The sequence below is a fragment of the Stieleria marina genome, assembly GCA_007741555.1.
GTDB lineage: Bacteria > Planctomycetota > Planctomycetia > Pirellulales > Pirellulaceae > K23-9.
In genome coordinates this window covers 7695899-7713615 of the sequence record CP036526.1, presented here as the reverse complement: position 1 = coordinate 7713615, position 17717 = coordinate 7695899, and the positions used below count along the sequence as shown (strand labels likewise).

The 17717-nt window shown below is 54.5% G+C and carries 13 protein-coding genes; 8 read left to right on the top strand and 5 right to left on the bottom strand.

Annotation, left to right across the window (positions count from 1 at the left end; translation table 11 throughout):
• Positions 1-68 precede the first annotated feature (68 nt).
• The 3 genes from K239x_RS27315 (at position 69) to K239x_RS27305 (ending at position 3327) form a co-directional block, all read left to right on the top strand.
• Complete coding sequence (locus K239x_RS27315; protein ID WP_145421574.1) at positions 69-893, top strand: 3'-5' exonuclease; 825 nt, start codon at positions 69-71, stop codon at positions 891-893.
• A 57-nt stretch (positions 894-950) separates the two neighbouring features.
• Positions 951-2378, top strand: coding sequence for a S41 family peptidase (locus K239x_RS27310; RefSeq protein ID WP_145421573.1), 1428 nt, complete (start codon positions 951-953; stop codon positions 2376-2378).
• A 148-nt stretch (positions 2379-2526) separates the two neighbouring features.
• Complete coding sequence (locus K239x_RS27305; protein WP_145421572.1) at positions 2527-3327, top strand: tetratricopeptide repeat protein; 801 nt, start codon at positions 2527-2529, stop codon at positions 3325-3327.
• Between the two features lie 102 nt (positions 3328-3429).
• Here K239x_RS27305 and K239x_RS27300 read toward each other — a convergent pair whose 3' ends face one another.
• The 4 genes from K239x_RS27300 to K239x_RS27285 all read right to left on the bottom strand — a co-directional run bounded on the left by K239x_RS27300 (position 3430) and on the right by K239x_RS27285 (position 8503).
• The gene (locus K239x_RS27300; RefSeq protein ID WP_145421571.1) at positions 3430-5361 is read right to left on the bottom strand and encodes a C45 family peptidase; all 1932 of its coding nucleotides are present in this window, start codon (positions 5359-5361) and stop codon (positions 3430-3432) included.
• Between the two features lie 72 nt (positions 5362-5433).
• On the bottom strand, positions 5434-6561 hold the full coding sequence (locus K239x_RS27295) for a DUF2891 domain-containing protein (RefSeq protein WP_145421569.1): 1128 nt from the start codon (positions 6559-6561) through the stop codon (positions 5434-5436).
• 104 nt (positions 6562-6665) lie between these two features.
• Complete coding sequence (locus tag K239x_RS27290) at positions 6666-8231, bottom strand: sodium:solute symporter family protein (protein ID WP_145421567.1); 1566 nt, start codon at positions 8229-8231, stop codon at positions 6666-6668.
• Positions 8228-8503: a hypothetical protein gene (locus K239x_RS27285; protein WP_419189454.1), complete on the bottom strand. Its 276-nt coding sequence runs from the start codon at positions 8501-8503 to the stop codon at positions 8228-8230. Before K239x_RS27285 ends, K239x_RS27290 begins: the two co-directional genes overlap by 4 nt.
• 226 nt (positions 8504-8729) lie before the next feature.
• On the opposite strand from K239x_RS27285, the gene K239x_RS27280 reads away from it, so the two are divergent.
• On the top strand, positions 8730-9764 hold the full coding sequence (locus K239x_RS27280; RefSeq protein ID WP_145421566.1) for a TAXI family TRAP transporter solute-binding subunit: 1035 nt from the start codon (positions 8730-8732) through the stop codon (positions 9762-9764).
• Between the two features lie 72 nt (positions 9765-9836).
• Positions 9837-12071, top strand: coding sequence for a TRAP transporter permease (locus K239x_RS27275; protein ID WP_145421564.1), 2235 nt, complete (start codon positions 9837-9839; stop codon positions 12069-12071).
• Between the two features lie 44 nt (positions 12072-12115).
• Here the strand turns inward: K239x_RS27275 and K239x_RS27270 are convergent, their stop codons facing one another.
• A complete protein-coding gene (locus K239x_RS27270; RefSeq protein ID WP_419189453.1) occupies positions 12116-14293 on the bottom strand; it encodes a S8 family peptidase in 2178 nt (725 codons plus the stop codon).
• A gap of 246 nt (positions 14294-14539) precedes the next feature.
• Here K239x_RS27270 and K239x_RS27265 point away from each other — a divergent pair, with 246 nt between their 5' ends.
• The 3 genes from K239x_RS27265 (at position 14540) to K239x_RS27255 (ending at position 17695) form a co-directional block, all read left to right on the top strand.
• Entirely contained in the window at positions 14540-15208 is a 669-nt protein-coding gene (locus K239x_RS27265) for a hypothetical protein (RefSeq protein WP_145421560.1), read from the top strand.
• A 341-nt stretch (positions 15209-15549) separates the two neighbouring features.
• The gene (gene glmS / locus K239x_RS27260) at positions 15550-17406 is read left to right on the top strand and encodes a glutamine--fructose-6-phosphate transaminase (isomerizing) (protein ID WP_145421558.1); all 1857 of its coding nucleotides are present in this window, start codon (positions 15550-15552) and stop codon (positions 17404-17406) included.
• A gap of 88 nt (positions 17407-17494) precedes the next feature.
• Complete coding sequence (locus K239x_RS27255; RefSeq protein WP_145421555.1) at positions 17495-17695, top strand: hypothetical protein; 201 nt, start codon at positions 17495-17497, stop codon at positions 17693-17695.
• Positions 17696-17717: the final 22 nt, after the last annotated feature.

Genomic DNA, 17717 nt, shown 5'->3' with positions numbered 1-17717 from the left:
GCTATGGTAAAGTCTGTGAAGTTGTTCGGTGCAAACCGAATCCTCATCATCCAAGACTTGGTTCACCGATGCCCGAAAAAGTATCGCACTTGATTTTCGATGCCGAAAGTATCGCCGATGGTGAGCTGATCGCGAAGGTCCGTTATCCGGGCGAACAGCTGACGCCCAAGGAAGCGGTGACCAAGTACCAAGATGAGTTGATGGAACAGAAGGGGACGACCTTCATTCCGCACACATTTCAGATGCCGATTTCGGTCGTGATTGCCAAAGTAAATCCGGACTTCGAGATCATCGACTTGGTTTCACTCGATGAACCGGATTTTCGCAGCCACGTGATTACGGCTCATTTTTGGAAAGGCTGGGAGATCTACCGGCGTCCGCAGTGGGTCACTTTCAACGGACGGTCCTTCGATTTGCCGCTGATGGAAATGGCTGCCTTTCGTTTCGGGATTTCGCTGCCAAAGTGGTTTTCTGACGACGGTTACAAATCGCCTCGCAATCGGTTCAATTCCAATTCGCATTTGGATCTGCAAGAACTGTTAACGAATTTCGGCGCCGCTCGTCTGAATGGCGGTCTCAATCTTGCCTCCAAATTGCTTGGTAAACCTGGCAAAATGGATTTGCGAGGCGATCAAGTGCAGCAACAGTACGATGCCGGCGAATTGCAATCGATCAGCGACTATTGCCGGTGTGATGTGCTGGACACGTACTTTGTTTTTCTACGATCCATGGTGCTCTGCGGGCGATTGACCTTGGAGCGAGAGATCGAAATCGTTGCCAATACCAAGCACTGGATCGAAGAACGGGCCGACGACTGCAAAGCCTATTCGGATTATCTCAGCCACTGGGATGACTGGCATGACCCTTGGGAATCCGAGGAATTGGTTTCCTAGCGGGAGCAAAGATGGCTACTGTTTTTCCCTGTTGAATCGACCAACACAAACTTAAATATGCTGCCCCGTAATCTGAACGCAATTTTGATCGCAATGTGCGTTGCCGTGCTTTGCTACGCGACCCACCGCCGAACTCGAACCGCGATGATGGTGGGCGATGCGTTGGAATTGATCAATCAAAACTACGTCGATCCTGTCGAAGTCGACGATTTGTTGACCGCAGCGATGAACGGCATGACCGATGCGTTGGACGAAAACAGCAGTTTCATACCGGGAGATCAGTACGAGTCATTCCAAAACAGCATCAACCAAGAATTCGCGGGCATCGGGATCTTTGTCGAACAACCTGACAAAGAAAAACCGGTTCGCGTCATTACTCCGCTTGTTGGGTCGCCCGCTCTGAAGGCTGGCATTTTGCCAAATGACCGAATCATCTCGGTCGATGATGTGGATGTTTCGACGATGGAGCTGCGTGCGGTAAGTGATCGGTTGAAAGGCCCAGTTGGCACGACCGTGAAAGTTGGTTTGATGCGTGAAAACGACGAAACGCTCTTGGTCAATGTCAGCCGAGCCACCATCGAATTGGAATCCGTCATTGGTGACCACCGCGACAAAGACAATCACTGGGTCTATCGATTGAAATCCGATCCACAAACTGCCTACGTCCGCCTCACAAGTTTTGGTGAAAAAACGGTCAACGAATTGCAGCGTGTACTCGGGGCGCTGGACAACGATTTCAACGCGTTGATTTTGGACGTTCGCGGAAACTCTGGAGGGCTGCTTTACGCCGCTCGCGACATCAGCGACATGTTTCTGGATGAAGGGAAGATCGTCTCGACGCGGATCCGCGGAAACGTCATCGAAGATGTTTATGAAGCTCAGTTGGGTACCCTGGTTGATCCCGGCAAGCCGATGGTCGTCTTGATCGACGGCGGTTCCGCTAGCGCCAGTGAGATCGTTGCGGCAAGTTTGCAGGATCATCAGCGCGCGTCGATTGTCGGAACACGCAGTTACGGCAAAGGCACCGTGCAAAATATTTTGCCGCTGCAATTCGGCCGTAGTGCCCTGAGGTTGACGGTGGCACGGTACTTTCGCCCCAGTGACAAGAACATTCATCGCAAGGCGGACGCCACTGAGGAAGACGAGTGGGGGGTGACTCCCGATGATGGATTAGTCGTTCCGGTCGACGATGAAACGTTGGTCGAAATGATCCGGCGACGCGAACAGGCTTCGTATCCACTTTTGGCCGACAAACTTTTCACGGATCAGTCCAGCGAAGAAAACGGGGGGGAGACCGGCGAAGGGGCCGAGGATTCCGCGAAGCCCGTGATTGCGAAATCGTCGGAGCAGTCGAGTGTCGATTTTGACCCGCAGCTGCGTCAGGCCGTCGAACATTTGAAGCAGGTCATCCACCCGGCTTCGGAATCTGAAAAATCGAAGGTCGACGAAGAACTGTCGCAAAACGCAACGAAAGCCGCTGCGTAGGAGGCATTCGAGCGGGTTTTATGGGCTCTCAGCCACAAAAACGTTTGCTCGGTACAACCGGAATAACTAGAGTCTCGGTAAAGAACTTACGCTCCACTGGGCAACAGGCTGACCCGTGCCGATACCTTTCGGGGAGGACTCTACCGATATGAAATACTGCTTGACTGTCATCGCGCTGGTTTGCGCGTCCACAACAATTGCACCTCAAACTGCGTCTTCGCAAGACGCCGTTTTGGCTGAAATCTATGGACGCGGTGTGCACTCGTTTTACGCAGGGCGCTATGACGAAGCTCGCCAATTGTTTTCGTCGGCCATCAATGCTGGCTCGAAAGATCCCCGCGCTTATTATTTCCGCGGCATTGTTTCGACGATGACCGGAAGCAGCTATGAAGCTGAATCGGATTGGCAGCAGGGCGCACAGTTGGAAGCGAGCGGAAAGACAACGGTCGCAATCGGTCGTTCACTTTCGCGTTTTCAAGGTTCCGGGCGATTGAAACTAGAACAGATTCGCCAAGCGGCTCGCCTGCAAGCACTGATGTCGGCAGCTTCTCGATCCAACGTCCGAATGAACGAAATTCGCTCGACGCGACCTGGTGTTGTCGCGGCACCGGGAACCGCAAGCGTGACGCCACCTCCCACGCCGCCAGCTGCAGAGAATCCCTTCAAAGATGACGCGCCGAATATGGCGATGGGTGATGCCAAGATTGTCGCCGACGACGCGCTCAAAGGCACTTTGGATCCGCTCCCTGACGATGGCATGGCTGACGTAGGTGCCGGAGTCGAAGCTGCTGGTGATGGAGTCTTTGGTGGCGCATCAGATGCTCCTGCCGCGGATCCGTTTGGCGGAGCCGGTGGCGTTGCTCCCGCAGCCGACCCATTTGGTGGAGGCGGCGACGCGATGGCTGATCCATTCGGTGGCGGTGGTGGCGCCGACCCATTTGGTAACTAAGCTCTCTGCCGGGCCTTTCGCGTTGAAGCGAAAGGCCATTTGGTAGCAGACGAATCCACGACCAGACGCGTCGACTATGCGATTCGTCTTTTCAGCAGTGACTTATGGTCTTGCTGTGGAGTAGTAGATTCGGTCGATGTCCAAGAACTCGGCCTCGCCGCCGAAGTAGCCTTCGACGTGCAACGCCAATTGGTTGCCGTTTCGGAGTCGTCGAACCTTCCCCACTTCGCCAAGCGGCTTGAAGTTCGATTGGCCGCTTGGGCGAACGTACAAACGGTACCTGCCCCCGGAGTCACCTTCGCCGCTGTTGCCTGCGACCTTGTCAAGTTCCAAGGCAAACGCGATCGGCTGGGTTTGTTTCGCCGGCCAGAGTACTCTTAGATTGACATCAGTCGCTCCGTCGCCAAAACCGACTCCTCGGATCGCCACCTTGTTCGCTTTCGTTCGGCGAATCTCCAGGCCCACGGTGTGGATGTCATTGTCACTTTGCGAAGCAAACCCCACGCGGACAGTTTCGCCGGTTTGGTCGCCCAACAGGTTCCAGCCAGCAATTTCGATAACGATCCATCCACGTTGCGTCTTGGGAAACCCGTGACTGTCAGGTGAAACGCGCACGTTGGGCGTCACGTCAACAAAGCGATTTACGCTCTGATATTCATTGCGACGAACTCGAAAACTGCCTGCTTTGACGCGGCAATCAGACAGTCCACCGTCAAAGACTTCCTTGCCGGCTAAATTTGCGACGTCGGCCAGTTTGGTTCCATCGGGTTCATCAAAACGGAAATCGGCGGCGAGTCTGATTTGACCTTTCGTGCGGCGAGCGGGTTGTTGAATGACTTGGCACAGTTGTTCAAGTCCAGCTTGAGCGTTCCGGGCAGCTTTCTGGTGAAGGTTCCAGAATTGCTCCGAAGACGGTTGGTCGTGGCAAAGCTGTGCCCTGACGCGCTGCAGTTCGTCGATCGTTTCGTCTTCCACTGCGAGCGTTGCCTGACGAATTTGGTCCAGATGATTGGGCATCAAATAGTCTTTACGTTTCGACAAATCAGCTTGATAGTTTCGTTGACGAAGTTGGACCGATAGTTCGCAAATCGAACTCTTTCCGTCACCGTTGAGTTGCTGGGCAATTCTGCCCTGGGTTACCCAATTGGGAACCGCGATCGAAAACGCTGGCTCACCCAGTAACGTCCACATCGTTGTGCCCGTCGGAGACGCACCCGGCAGGACACCTTGAAAGACGACGGCCGACACGGTGGTGTTGCGATTCAGGGTCCGTGCCGTATCGACTAGGTCGCCGGCTTTCGCTTCGGCTGTCTTGATGATTTCGATGTCGCGAGCAAGATCCTGAAGCATGAAGCGAACATCCAAGTTCGTTGCCTTCAACTGTTGCAAACAAATTTCACGTGCGCGGCAGTACCGCAGTCCGCTGTATCGGGCTTCCAAGACTGGTAAATCGGCGAGCGGGGTTTTCGGAGCAGTTTCCAACGATCCTGAAACGCTGGTGTTTGCACGAACAATGATTCCATCGGGTGCGACTTTGGGATCATTAGCATCGAATTTGAGATAGCTGGTCGGGCCGACCTCGAACATCACTGCACTTCCAGCAGCATCGATGACTCCAAAATTACCTTCGGTTCGACGGCCCGGCGAATTGGTTGTGATCAGCAATTGTTCGAACGCATCGGCGCTATCGCATGTCTCCAAGGCCAGGCGAATCAACGATCCGTTCCCCATGCCACCGGACACACCCTTGCTGCCGCTTAAGTCACGGCTGAGCGAATTTTCGATGCAAAAACCCGCTTCGTTTGTCCCCATCCAGACTCGTTTGGCGGCTTCCGCGTTGACCACGCCGACCAGAGCGTACTTGCCGGTATCGGCATAGAGAACTTCGTTCTGAGTTTGCCATGTGTCGCGGTTTTTCCATAGCAGCGGTCGACCGTCTACGGTGACACGGCCGGATACAAGGACCGTCGTGCAGCTGAATCCGTTTGCCACAAGGAGGAGTGCAACGGCAACAGCGCGGACAAAGATAAACATCGTCAATTCTCTCTAATGGTCGTGTTGTCGTGCACCGCGGTCATTTGTCTGCACCGCAGCCAGTCGATTTGACTATTGCGACAAGTGGTAGACCGCAAACGTGGCCAACCAATGCTCGCCTTCGTAGTGCCCGCTGGAAACATATTTTAATCCAGCATCGGCATGCTGTTTGGCACTGCTAAAAAGGGATTGTCGGCGTGGATCGCTCTCCGGGAGTGCTCGGGCGATGCCTGTCATGGTCCACGCTCTGGATAGATTGAGTCCCGCCAGATGGACCAAGTGCCCATCGGTCACGTCGCTGACCTCGACAGGCCGCATCATTTCGCCCATCGTTTTTGTTCGCAGTTGGGGAAGAAATCGATCCAACCAGGTGACGTACTCTTCCTTGGAAAGGACTCGACGCATCAAATCGGCTTCATTGAATCCGGAAGAGAAAAAGTCATGTCCCGACGGTTCGTAGTGGGCGGGATAATCGATGTCGGATCGATAGAACGCTTTTGATTTGCCGACCAGCAGTTGCTCCAGTTCGGTATTGCTGGTCGCGCGAGCGTAATCCACTAGCATGCCGATTGCAAAACCTGTGTCAGCGTGAACCCCCGTGCGAATGGGAAACGTCAGCTTTGGCAGATAGTCATTCATTCGCTTCGTGATTTGTTCTTCAAGCGGCCGCACGTGTTCTCGCCAACGCCGTGCATCGGAATCGTCCCAGTCATGTAGTTCGGCGACTAATTGCATCAGCCAGGCCCAGCCGTACATTCGCTCAAATGATTTGTTGTGGTCAGCCGCGAAATAGGCAGCTTCTTGTGTCAGGTTTTCTGCGGTGAGTTGTGAATTGAGCGCTGCGCGAATCTCAGTCGCGATAAGAGCATCGGGATGCATCTTCAATAGTCTCGCGAGCATCCAGTGCCCGTGTACTGATGAGTGCCAATCGAAACTGCCATAGAAAGCAGGGTGCATCGATTGGGGTGAACGCACATCGTCGGCCGTGTCCATCACGTTGGACGGTTTGTTGGGATACTCCTGCGCAATGCCCTTGAGAGCAAGCCGCGCGAATGTGGTTGCCTGGGCCTCCGTCAAAGCAGGTTTCGCAGCCGATTCGCTTTCTTGAGCCGAATTGACGCCCGAAAAAAGTAGCACGGCAATCAAGCACAGCCATGAACGACCGTTTGTTGCGGCGGAGATAGCTAGTTCAACATTCATGTTGTTGCGATTCTTGCGGTGAGTAGTCGATCGTGACTTGGTCATCCTCCAACGACTGCGCTGCCGTTCCCCCACGCCGGCGGCCGACCTTGGAGAATCAGTGCTTAGAAAAATTTCTTGAGCGTCGATTCTTTCGGAGCCTTTGTTAGCAGCGACACGACAACGATGACGAAGGCGGATATTACGAATACTGTAACGACGGGGTGCAATGGCGGGATGAGCGTGAAATCACCCGCACGGACCGGAGATTCGGGGAAACTGTAGCGAGGATTGCCGCCAAAGTCCGAGCGATAGAACAAAACGCCCCAAGACGCAAAAGTCGCGATCGCGCTGCAGATGGCTCCCGCCGCCGATAGCCTACGCCAGTAGATCGCAGCGAATACCAACGGAAACAGGCCAGTGAATCCGGCGAACGACCATAGGCCCAGATCAAATACGCTGCGAGGCAATACTAGGCTAAGCAGATAGGTTGCGACGACAACGGCGATGACAAAGCCGCGAGCGTGGCGGACCGTTTTCTTTTCGTCTTGAGCATGACGTGAGTTGCTTCGCAAAATGTCTTCGGTAAACATGGTTCCCAAACAGAGAAACTGGCTGTCCAGCGATGACATGATCGCCGCCAAAATACCGGCCGTCAGTAATCCTCCCAGCAGTGGTCCTGCATGCGTGCTGACCAGTGCGCCCAATACCGCGTTGCCGCGATCATGTGGATCCATCGCAGCAAGCTGATCAGCGATGCCGCTAGCAGGTCCGCTGGCCCAAACGCCCAGCAGCACACAAGGCACCCAAACGATCATGATAAAAATCGGATGCACGACGATGGGCAGTTTGAATGCCGCGGCGCTTCGAGCCGTCAGCCAATGCTGAAAGATGTGCGGAAACATTCCCACGGACAGAGGGATCAACAAGAACGAAAAGAAAACCGTCTTGGGGATTTTGTCGCGTGCAATCAGCGACGCATCGGCTTGTGCCGACGCGATCTGTAAGTTGTCGGCGAAGCTGCTGGTGCCGCCAATCGAATTGGCGATTACGACAAACGTCACCAGACCCAGGATCATGAACAGTCCGGTTTGGAACGCATTGGCCCAGGCGGTTCCACGCATGCCGCCAAAAAAGACGTACGTCAAAACGACCGCACAAATCACTGCGGACGCTATCGGCGACGGGACACCGTAGTCGTACGATTTGAACCAGCCCATTTTGCTGAACGCACCTTCGGTTACCGCTTGAACCACACTGCCGCCGCCCAGTACACCGACCATCAAATAGCCGATCACCAGAAAGACCAACACCGGAAACAGCAGCAATCCGATGAAGTTGTTGTCCAAGCGATCGCGAAAAAACTGAATCTGAGTTCGATAGCCGTGACGATTACCAAGTCGCCAAAGGGGAACACCGATCAGGAAGAAGCATAGCGAGTGAATGATTCCACTGGCCGATGCCAACAGCCCATACACGCCGGCACCAACGGCATACGCCTTTCCCGTGGATCCAACTAACGCAAAGGCCGTCATCGTGGTTCCAAAAAGCGACATCAACAACAGAAACGGCCCGATCGAGTGGCTGGCGAACATGTAGTCGTCCGCAGTGCCTCGAAAAAGCCGACTGGCGGATAGCCCCATGGCCACCAGCAAAGCAAGATAGATCGCGATGATGATTAACTGTGTCATGACGCATCCTCTTGTCCACTACCTGTTTGGTCGCCGTCAACGAAGTCACTGCCGCGTGGATCACTATTGAGGGGATCTCGCGGCGAAAGATCGGTTGGCCAGCAGTAGTGCGTTGCCAGTAGCCAAACGACCGCAGCAGCAATCGATAGCCCGATTTGGTAGGTCATCGTCCTTGGCAGGAACCCAAAGTCGAGCGTTGCGTTGTCCCACTGCCAGTAGTCCTGGTGCAGGATCAACAGTAAGCCAACGCAAATCCAGATGGCAGTTTTCATAAAGCGATTTCAACGAAGAAAAGCGGGGAACGGACCGCGAAGCGACTAGTCTAGTGCGCGTCAGGAGTCGGCACCATTCCGCGGCGGTTCCTTACCAACCGGCTACTCGCTAGCCCACGCAAACCGTGCGTGTTAACATACGTCTCCCGCAGAAAATCCCACCTCACCACACCGACCGTGTGCCGCTGGCAACACGGTATTCGCCACCGCAAAAGGTTCTCTTCAGATGACCCGTGTCTCCCAGTTTTTGTTGTTCACCGCGTTAGCTGCCTTGATCGCGACACCGGTGCTTGTTGGTTGCAAGAAAAGCTCCGACTCCAAGACGCAGTTCCTTAGCATGGGAACCGCGCCGGTTGGCGGTGCGTTTCCGGTTGTCGGAGGAGCGATCGCCGAAGTTCTGAACGCTCACCAGGGCACCATCGCGTGGAAAGTTCAAGCCAAAGGCACCAAGGGGTCGCAGGAGAATATTCGTCGATTGGAACAAGGCGAATTGGAATTGGCTTTATCCAATGCCGCGATCAGTTACTTCGCCGTTCGCGGCGAAGCAGGCTGGGACAAGAATTACAACATCCGCGCGATCGCAACGATGGCGCCAAACGTTGCACTGTTTATCGCTCGCAGCGATTCAGGCATCAAAACAATCGCTGACCTCAAGGGCAAACGTGTCATCACCGGTCCGTCGGGCGCAGGTTTTCAAATGTTTATTGAGCCAATCTTGAAAGCCCACGGGATTGCCTGGGAAGAGATCACTTCGCTGAACGCTACCCAAAGTGGATCGGTTGACCAGTTGGGCGACGGATCGGCCGATGCAGCGTTTCTTGGTGGTGCCGTTCCGACTGGTTCAATCACCCAAGCGACCAGCACGTTTGATGTGACGTTTGTTCCGTTTGAAGAAGAGTCTCGTCAGAAACTGATCAAGGACTACGCATTCTTTCATCCGTTCACCATCCCTGCGAAAACGTACAAAGGAATGGAAGCTGACTACTTGGGTTTGAATGTCGGTTCGATGCACGTGATCACGGCCCAGTCGCAGCCAGAAGAATTGATCTACGAAGTCACCAAAACGATTTGGGAAAACCGCGCGGAAATCGCTGGCAAACACCCCGCCGGCAAAGCGCTTAACGAAAAGAACATCGCTCGCGACACGGGGATTGAATATCACCCCGGTGCGATCAAGTTTTACAAAGAAGCCGGGGTCTGGCCCGAAGGTGATGGCGAAGCTGAGACGACAGAAAAAGAAACCGCTGCCGCAACACCGTAAGAACTATGTCACGACGAAGACGCAAAACTGATGCGCCGATATCTAAGTGAAGATGATCCAAGGAAAAACTAAGTGACAGAAAACGTTTCGGCTTTCGACCGTATGAATAAACACGCGGTGTCGTTGCTGGGCATCTTTCTTTGTTTGTTCACGCTCTTTGAAGTGAACTACAATCTGCTGCAACCGCAGTCGTCGCTGGCGATTTTTGTTGGAGCGGGATTGGCGCTTTGTTTTTTGACGTTTCCGATCGCCAAGCGATGGACGGATGTGGTCGCGCTGCGTTGGATGGATGTTGTCCTTGCGATCGTCGCGGTCGCGTGTTGCGGCTATGTGGTCGTGCAGACCGAACCGCTGTTCGAAGCGTTCTGGTCCGACGGCATCTCGCTGGGCAATCGCGCGGGAGCCGAAACGGGAATTGACTTCGGTGTCGGCTTGCTGGGTTTGATCATCGTCTTGGAAGCGACGCGGCGTAGCATCGGATTGATTGTTCCCATTCTGGCACTGTTCTTTGTTGCGCATTCGTTTTATTGCTACGGCAGCATTGAATACGATTTGGTCGAAATGCCCTCTTGGTTGCTCCCGCACGCAGGACAGAGCCCCAAAGACATTGTCAGCACGACGTTTCTGCAGTCGCTAGGCGTGTTCGGCCCGGCCGCAGCCGTGATGTTCAAGTATGTGTTCTTGTTTGTGGTGTTCGGTTCGTTCTTGGAGATGTCGGGCGCAACGCAGTTCATTATCGATTTTGCGACCAAAACATTTGGCAAAATCCGCGGTGGCCCCGCGATGGTCAGCGTGATGGCCAGTGGATTGATGGGATCGCTCTCAGGCAGTGCCGTGGCCAACGCTGTTACGACCGGCACGTTTACGATTCCGATGATGCGTAGTGCTCGGTTTCCCAAACACATTGCCGGTGGTATTACGGCCGCCGCCGCATCGGGAGGAGCGCTGGTGCCCCCGGTGATGGGCGCTGGTGCGTACATGATGCTGGAATTGGTTCAGCCGCAAGTTACTTTCGTGACGATCATGAAGGCTGCGATTATTCCGGCGTGTTTGTATTACCTATCGATCCTTGCGGTCGTGTTTTTGTATTCCAGACGACTGGGCGCAGAAGGTTTGGACGTCGCGGAAGTCGGCAAAAAGAAATTGTGGGGCTTCGACGCGATTGTTTTCTTTGGTGCCTTGGGAACGCTGATTGGACTGTTGATTTTTGGATTTTCTCCTTTCCGTTCGGTGACCGGATCACTGGCCGTGATTTTGGTGTTCGCAACGCTTCGGAAAGAACTGAACATCAGCTCCAGTGCTCGCTGGCTTGCCTTTGCCAGTTTTTTCATTGTCCTGTTGCTGCACCAAGCATCGATCCCGTTTAGCGAAACGGCGCCGTCTTGGCTCAGTCCTTTTGTCGCTCCGTCGTGGGTCCACCCTGAGACGCAATCTATCAGCCCCATTTTGGCGATCGGATCGCTGCTTGAGTCAGCGATCGTCGGCATGTTTGGACTTTTGATCTTTGGATTGATCCATCCCGCTTGGCGTCCGGAGATGACAACCGCATTTACCAAATCCGCCAAGAACGGAATTTCATTGGTGGCAGCCAGTGCCTGCGTTGGCATCATTATTGGCATCGTTCAGCAGACCGGAATCGCGACCGATTTTAGTGCGGCCATCAAAGGCGTCGTCGCAACCAATTTGTTTTTAGCGTTGGTGGGCATCATGGTCTGTTCACTGATCCTAGGCATGGGAGTTCCGTCAGTGGTTTGCTACTTGCTGATGGCAACCTTGATGGGATCGCTACTGGGCGAACTAGGCGTGCAGCCGCTGATTGCCCACCTGTTTATTTTCTACTTTGGCATGATGTCGATGGTCACGCCCCCGGTCGCACTGGCGGGATACGCCAGTGCTTCGATCGCTGATGCGCCGATCATGAAGACCTCGTTTGCGGCGTTTCGGTTTGCCTTAGTCGGTTTCACCCTGCCGTTCATGTTTGTCTATCGACCGGCGCTGTGCTTGTTGGCGGCCGATGGCGGAGCTCCGACGCTGTTTGCTGTATCGCACGCAGTGATCGCGGCGACGATCGGTATCTTAGCGCTTGCGGCTGGCATTGCCGGTTATTTCCGAAACAACCTGACGCTGCTGGAACGTGGCGCGATGTTTGTTTCGGCTGCCCTGCTTTTGGCACCGCTGACCAAAATTGGTGAGATGCAAGTTGGCTTGGCGGTGGACGTCATTGGAGCGATTGTTTTCGCTGTCGCCGTCGCGATCAATTCGATGCGCAGGCCAGAAGAACCGCCGACCGTGGTTGCACCGCTGTAGTTGGCCGTATGTACTGAGAGAGGTTCGCTTGTCGTGCGAATTTGCTATTTGCCAAGGTTGTCAAAAACGCTTCTTTGTGCCTCGGCTTCGCGAAGTGCCAGTTCTTCGCGTTCGTCGACGTCCGCGATCAGCGATTGAATGGATAGACGTTCAATCGGGATTGGCTGGTAGTTTTCAAAAGCGAATGCTCGCTCGAACCCACGGGCCACGCGGACTGATTCATCTTGCCCGGTCCATTGCAGCATGTCGTCAGTCGCGTGCCACTGATTGGAGTCCGAGTCGCCGTAGATTTTGGCGACGTCTTCCCCACCCGCATTGGCGTGTCCGACGACGCTCTCGAAACCGCGAGCGCTGACTTGGTAGTCGGGGCCATTGATCATCGTGCGACTTGCCGAAACGCTCATCGTGTCGTCGCCGACTGAGTCGTAGATGGTCGCGGTGTCGTTGCCACCAGCATTGGCGTAGGCGTAGACCGATTCAAAACCGAGCGCTGATTGGAAGTGGCTGTCGCTGCGGAGACTGGTGAACTGCGGCCGCACAGCGAGGGTATCATCACCGGCTGAATCTTGCATGAACGCCGTGTCATCGCCACCGTTATTGGCATGCACATAGACACGAGCCATGTTGGAAACTTCAAACTGAAATCCCACACCGGACAAGGTCGCGGTATCAGCTGTTGAACGCAGGGTGTCGTTGCCGGCTGAATCGTAAAGCGTCGCACGGTCGCGTCCGCCGCCTCCATCAAAGCTAATGTTCTCGAACCCGCGAAGCGTGATTTCGAACTCGTTTGTGCTTAGGCTGCTCTCCAATACGTTTCCGTCAACAAGTGAACTGGTGGCGTGTGCGACCAGGCGTTCGGTCTGTTCGGATCCAATGATCTGAATCGAATCGGCTCCGCTACCAACATCAATCACCAGTGGATCGCCAGACGGATTCTGTTGCAGCGTGTAAGTCTGGTCGCCGATTCGCATGATGATTCCGTCCGTCAGATCCAACACGATCGAATCGGAATCACTTGAGCCATCGTATCGATCCAGTGGCAATTCGGGGTCCGTGTCGACCGCACTTGTGTCACCAATGGCTGCTGCCAAATCGATGTTGTGAAAAATCTCGCCGCTGACCGGGTCGACCTGCGAATAGGCTGCACTGTAGAGACGCGCCAAAACACTCTCGGCGGTCGGCTCAAGTCCTTCTTCGATCATGGCTTGGCGAATGAGCATCGATGCACCGGCAGCTTGCGGCGTGGCCATGCTGGTTCCGTCCAGCGATGCGAAGTCGTCGTTTTTGCCATCCCAGCCAAAAACATGATCCGGCACGCTGCTACGAATGCTTTCGCCGTTGGTTGCTAGGATTCCAGAATCACGCTGCGCAAAATCGCTCAGTCCGCCGTCGTCGTCTACGCTACTGATCGCAACGACCGATGGATCAGATGCTGGAAAGAGGACTTGGTTGTCGCCAGTGGATTGGTCGGAGCCGAAAAAGTTGCCAGCCGCCGCAAATACCAAAATGTTGTCATCGCGAAGTTGCTGCAGTTCGTCGGCCAACATCATCTCTGCGTCGGCGCGATTCGCATCGCTCAGCGCTGCACCGACCGAAAGGTTGACCGTCGTGATCGGCGATTCAAAGCTGTCTTGGTTGTCATGCACCCACTGCAGAGCCGATTCGATCCATTCCAATTCGCCGGCTCCGCTATCGTCAAAGACTCGCAACGCGACCAAGTCGGCTCCCGGTGCGACTCCTTGAAAACCGTCGGTATCTCCGCCTAGCAGTCCAGCGACGTGCGTTCCGTGAAATCCGCTGGGCCCATCGTCATTGGGGTCGGCGTCGTTCTCTGCAAAGTCCCATCCTCCGACGACGCGGTAGCCAGGACCAAAGCCGCTTCCGAATGCTTCGTGTTGCCAGCCGATACCACTATCAATCACAGCGACGGTTTGCCCGCTGCCATCGATACCAGAAGCGCCGCGCACTTCGGCGGCTTGCTCCAGCAATGTGGTTGGCTCTGCCGGGGCGCTATCGAAATTGGCCGTGTCATCGACAGCGAAATTTTCGGGAGTATCGACGGATTGGACATCCAGGGCGTCCAGCAGAACGTCAGCGGCCAGACTTGCCGAAAGTGCCAGTCTTGGTTCGCAGGCCTGGATCGCTGAAGCGGCGGCATCGATGCTATCAAGTATCGATCGGATCGACGTCGGATCGGAGGAAGTCGGTGTTGTGCGAACCATGGTTTTCCCGTGCAAAATGAGTGCGACAGACCGTCGTTGTCCAATGAGACTGGCCCGATCCGTCACAGCAAACGTAGGACGCATATTCGGCGGTGGTCGGCATAACCGGAATAAACTGAGACACAGTCGATTCAATTCGCTGGTGGCGACGACACAAAGAGAGAAGTCCTCAAATTCGTACCCCCAGAAACGCGCTGAGCTGCTACTTCGAGCGCCGCGCGGTGGGCAGTCAAAGGCAATCAAGCGATGCCCCTTATCAAACTTTGGAACACGATTCGCGGTAAATCGGCTGACAGTGCTGGTGTCGCAAATCCCAAGCAAGCGACCAAAAAGAAGCTCAATAGCGGCACCGCTAGTCGTGATCCGCAGGTGCCGGTGCCGTCGAAGCCGGCTGCAAAGCCCAAGCTCAGTTTGCTGGATCGATTCGGCGGTGGACCGCACGCGGCGACCTGTCGTTTGGTCCGAAGCAGTGGTGCAACATCGATCTTGGAGATCGGCGTGGGCGATGGCGAGCGGGCTTTAGCCATGACGGCTGCTCTGGTGGAAGCCAATGGTGGCAACCCAGTGCGTTACGTCGCGATCGATATGTTCGAGATGGCAGACGGACCGATCACGCTCAAAGATTTTCACAAACAGATTCGGGCTCAGAACGTCCAGCCGACATTGGTACCGATGAGTGTTTCGGCTGGTCTGAATCGCGTGTCCAGCACGGTTGGCGTTGTGGATTTGATTTTGATTGCTGATCCAGTCGCTGGACCAGCCGAATCGGTTGCCCTGCTCGATATCAGCAAAGCACTGAAGAAGGTCGCGTCAGAAAACACGTCGATTTACCAACTGACTGACGAACAGTGGGTCCAAATCGATCTGGACGCTGTGACCGACAAAGCAACGCGGCCCGCCCGCCGTGCTGCGTAAGGGCGACTACGGCGACCGAGCGTCGTCCGAAGCAAATTTGCGGCTGCGGAGAGAAAATAAGTACTGAAAATGCAGAATTGAAACACTTTTCAAATCGTTAAAGCCAGCCTATTTTTACTCTGCCGCACGGTGGTGTTACTGTAGACAGATCCCGTTTGCCTGCGAGTCGAGCGACCGAGATGGTTTTGCAAACCCATCGATCCAGTGACTTTGGTAGACGCTGCAATCAAGAATTTGAAGCAATCCAAGTCAATCAAGCCATTCACTAAGTGTCGTACATTTCGGACTCTGGTTTCCCCCGAATGTGCGAACGCTTGTTTTAGATAAATTCGAGAGATTCTATGTGCGGTATTGTGGGGTACGTGGGTGGCAGTGACGCCGGTTCATTCTTGCTTAATGGTTTGCGAAGGCTGGAATACCGCGGTTACGACAGCGCAGGGGTAGCCGTCCATGGTGGCGCCGAGATCAACATCACCCGAAGCGTTGGACGCATCGATGCGTTGGCTGGCGAACTAGGCGAAACACCGCCGGCAGGCATGCTTGGCATCGGCCATACACGTTGGGCCACGCACGGTCCGGCAACTCATGAAAACGCCCACCCGCATGTGGGCGGCGAAGGCGAAGTTGTGCTGGTTCACAACGGTGTGATCGAAAATTTTCAGTTACTGAAAGACGAACTGATCAAAAAGGGGTACGAGTTCAAATCGGACACCGACAGCGAAGTCATCGCCCATCTGGTCGCCGAAGGGCTGAAAAAAACGCCCGAAAACAAAGAACAGCCCAACATGCGTTACGTCACTGCGGTGCAGTGGGCGGTTGCACAGCTTCGTGGAACGTATGGTTTGGCGATTGCGTTTCGCGAAAAGCCCAACATGATCATTGCCGCTCGATTCGGCAGTCCATTGGTGATTGGTGTTGGACGGGGCGAGTACTTTTTGGCCAGCGATGCGACTCCGTTGATTGGAAGCACCGAGCGAATCGTGTACATGGCTGACCATCAGTTGGCTGTGTTGACGCCCGAAGGTTTCTCAGTGTTGCATCGCGACCAAGGAAAGGTGCGCGTCGATATCCGTCCGCTGGAAACGGAAAGTAACGAAGTCTCGTTGGAAGGCTTCGACCACTACATGCTCAAAGAAATTTATGAGCAACCCGAATCGATTCGCAATGCCATGCGTGGTCGCTTGGATGAACAAGACGCGACGGCGGTGTTTGGTGGTTTAAATCTGACTCCGCAGCAACTGCGCGGTGTCGAACGGATCATTTTGACGGGCTGCGGAACCAGTTGGCACTCCGCACTGGTCGGCGAATACTTGATCGAAGAGCTTGCGCGGATTCCGGTCAGTGTGGAATACGCAAGCGAGCTGCGTTATCGAAATCCACCGATCGACAACAATACGCTAGTCTTTGGAATTACGCAGAGTGGTGAGACAGCTGACACGTTAGCGGCCCTTCGCGAGACCAAACGCAAGGGGCACCGCACGCTTGCAATTTGTAATGTCGTCGCGAGTTCGATCGCACAGGCGGCAGATGGTGGAGTCTACTTGCACGCCGGTCCAGAGATTGGAGTGGCCAGTACCAAAGCTTACACATCGCAGTGCTGCGTGCTGGCGATGTTGGCGTTGTACTTTGGTCGCATGCGCCATTTAAGTTACGAGGGTGGTAAACGCATTATCGAAGAGATGCAGCAGTTGCCCGGAGCGGTTCAGCAAGCGTTGACTTGTGATGTACAGGTGCGTGACGTGGCCCAAAAATACAAAGACGTGTCCAACGTGTTGTATCTGGGGCGCCAATACAATTTCCCAACGGCTTTGGAAGGCGCGCTGAAACTAAAAGAGATCAGTTATATCCACGCTGAAGGCTACCCAGCGGCCGAAATGAAGCATGGTCCCATCGCACTGGTCGACGAACACACGCCCAGCGTTTTTATCATTCCACATGGCACGACCTACGAAAAAGTCTTGGCCAACATGGAAGAGGTCAAAGCACGTGGCGGGCCGGTCATCGCCATTGCCAGCCACGAGGACCCGCAAATCGAATCAATTGCCGATGATGTGATTCGGATCCCTTCGGTTCCTGAGATTTTGCAGCCGATTGTGTCGGTTGTACCACTACAGTTACTGTCCTATCACATTGCCCTTTTGCGGGGATGTGACGTCGATAAACCACGTAACTTGGCAAAAAGCGTGACTGTCGAATAAGTAACGCTTGCCTTGGGGCAGGATCGAACTATTTCTTAGATCTACGCCCTTTTCCCCACTATTCTGATATCAACTGGAGTGCTTCGCGATGAAAAACGCTGGCCTATCGTACAATTCTCGCAAAGCCCTGATGATCAACATTGGCGAATCCGCCGGTGAAGAGATCGCCAATCTGATCTCACAGATGGCCGCTGAAATCGAAGAACTTCGTCGCACCAAAGTCAGCGTAACGCGAATTGTTCCGGGGGCTATCGCCGAAACTCGCGAGTACATCGAAGAACCTGTTTAGGTCGGTGTGCCGTCTCGCTGTG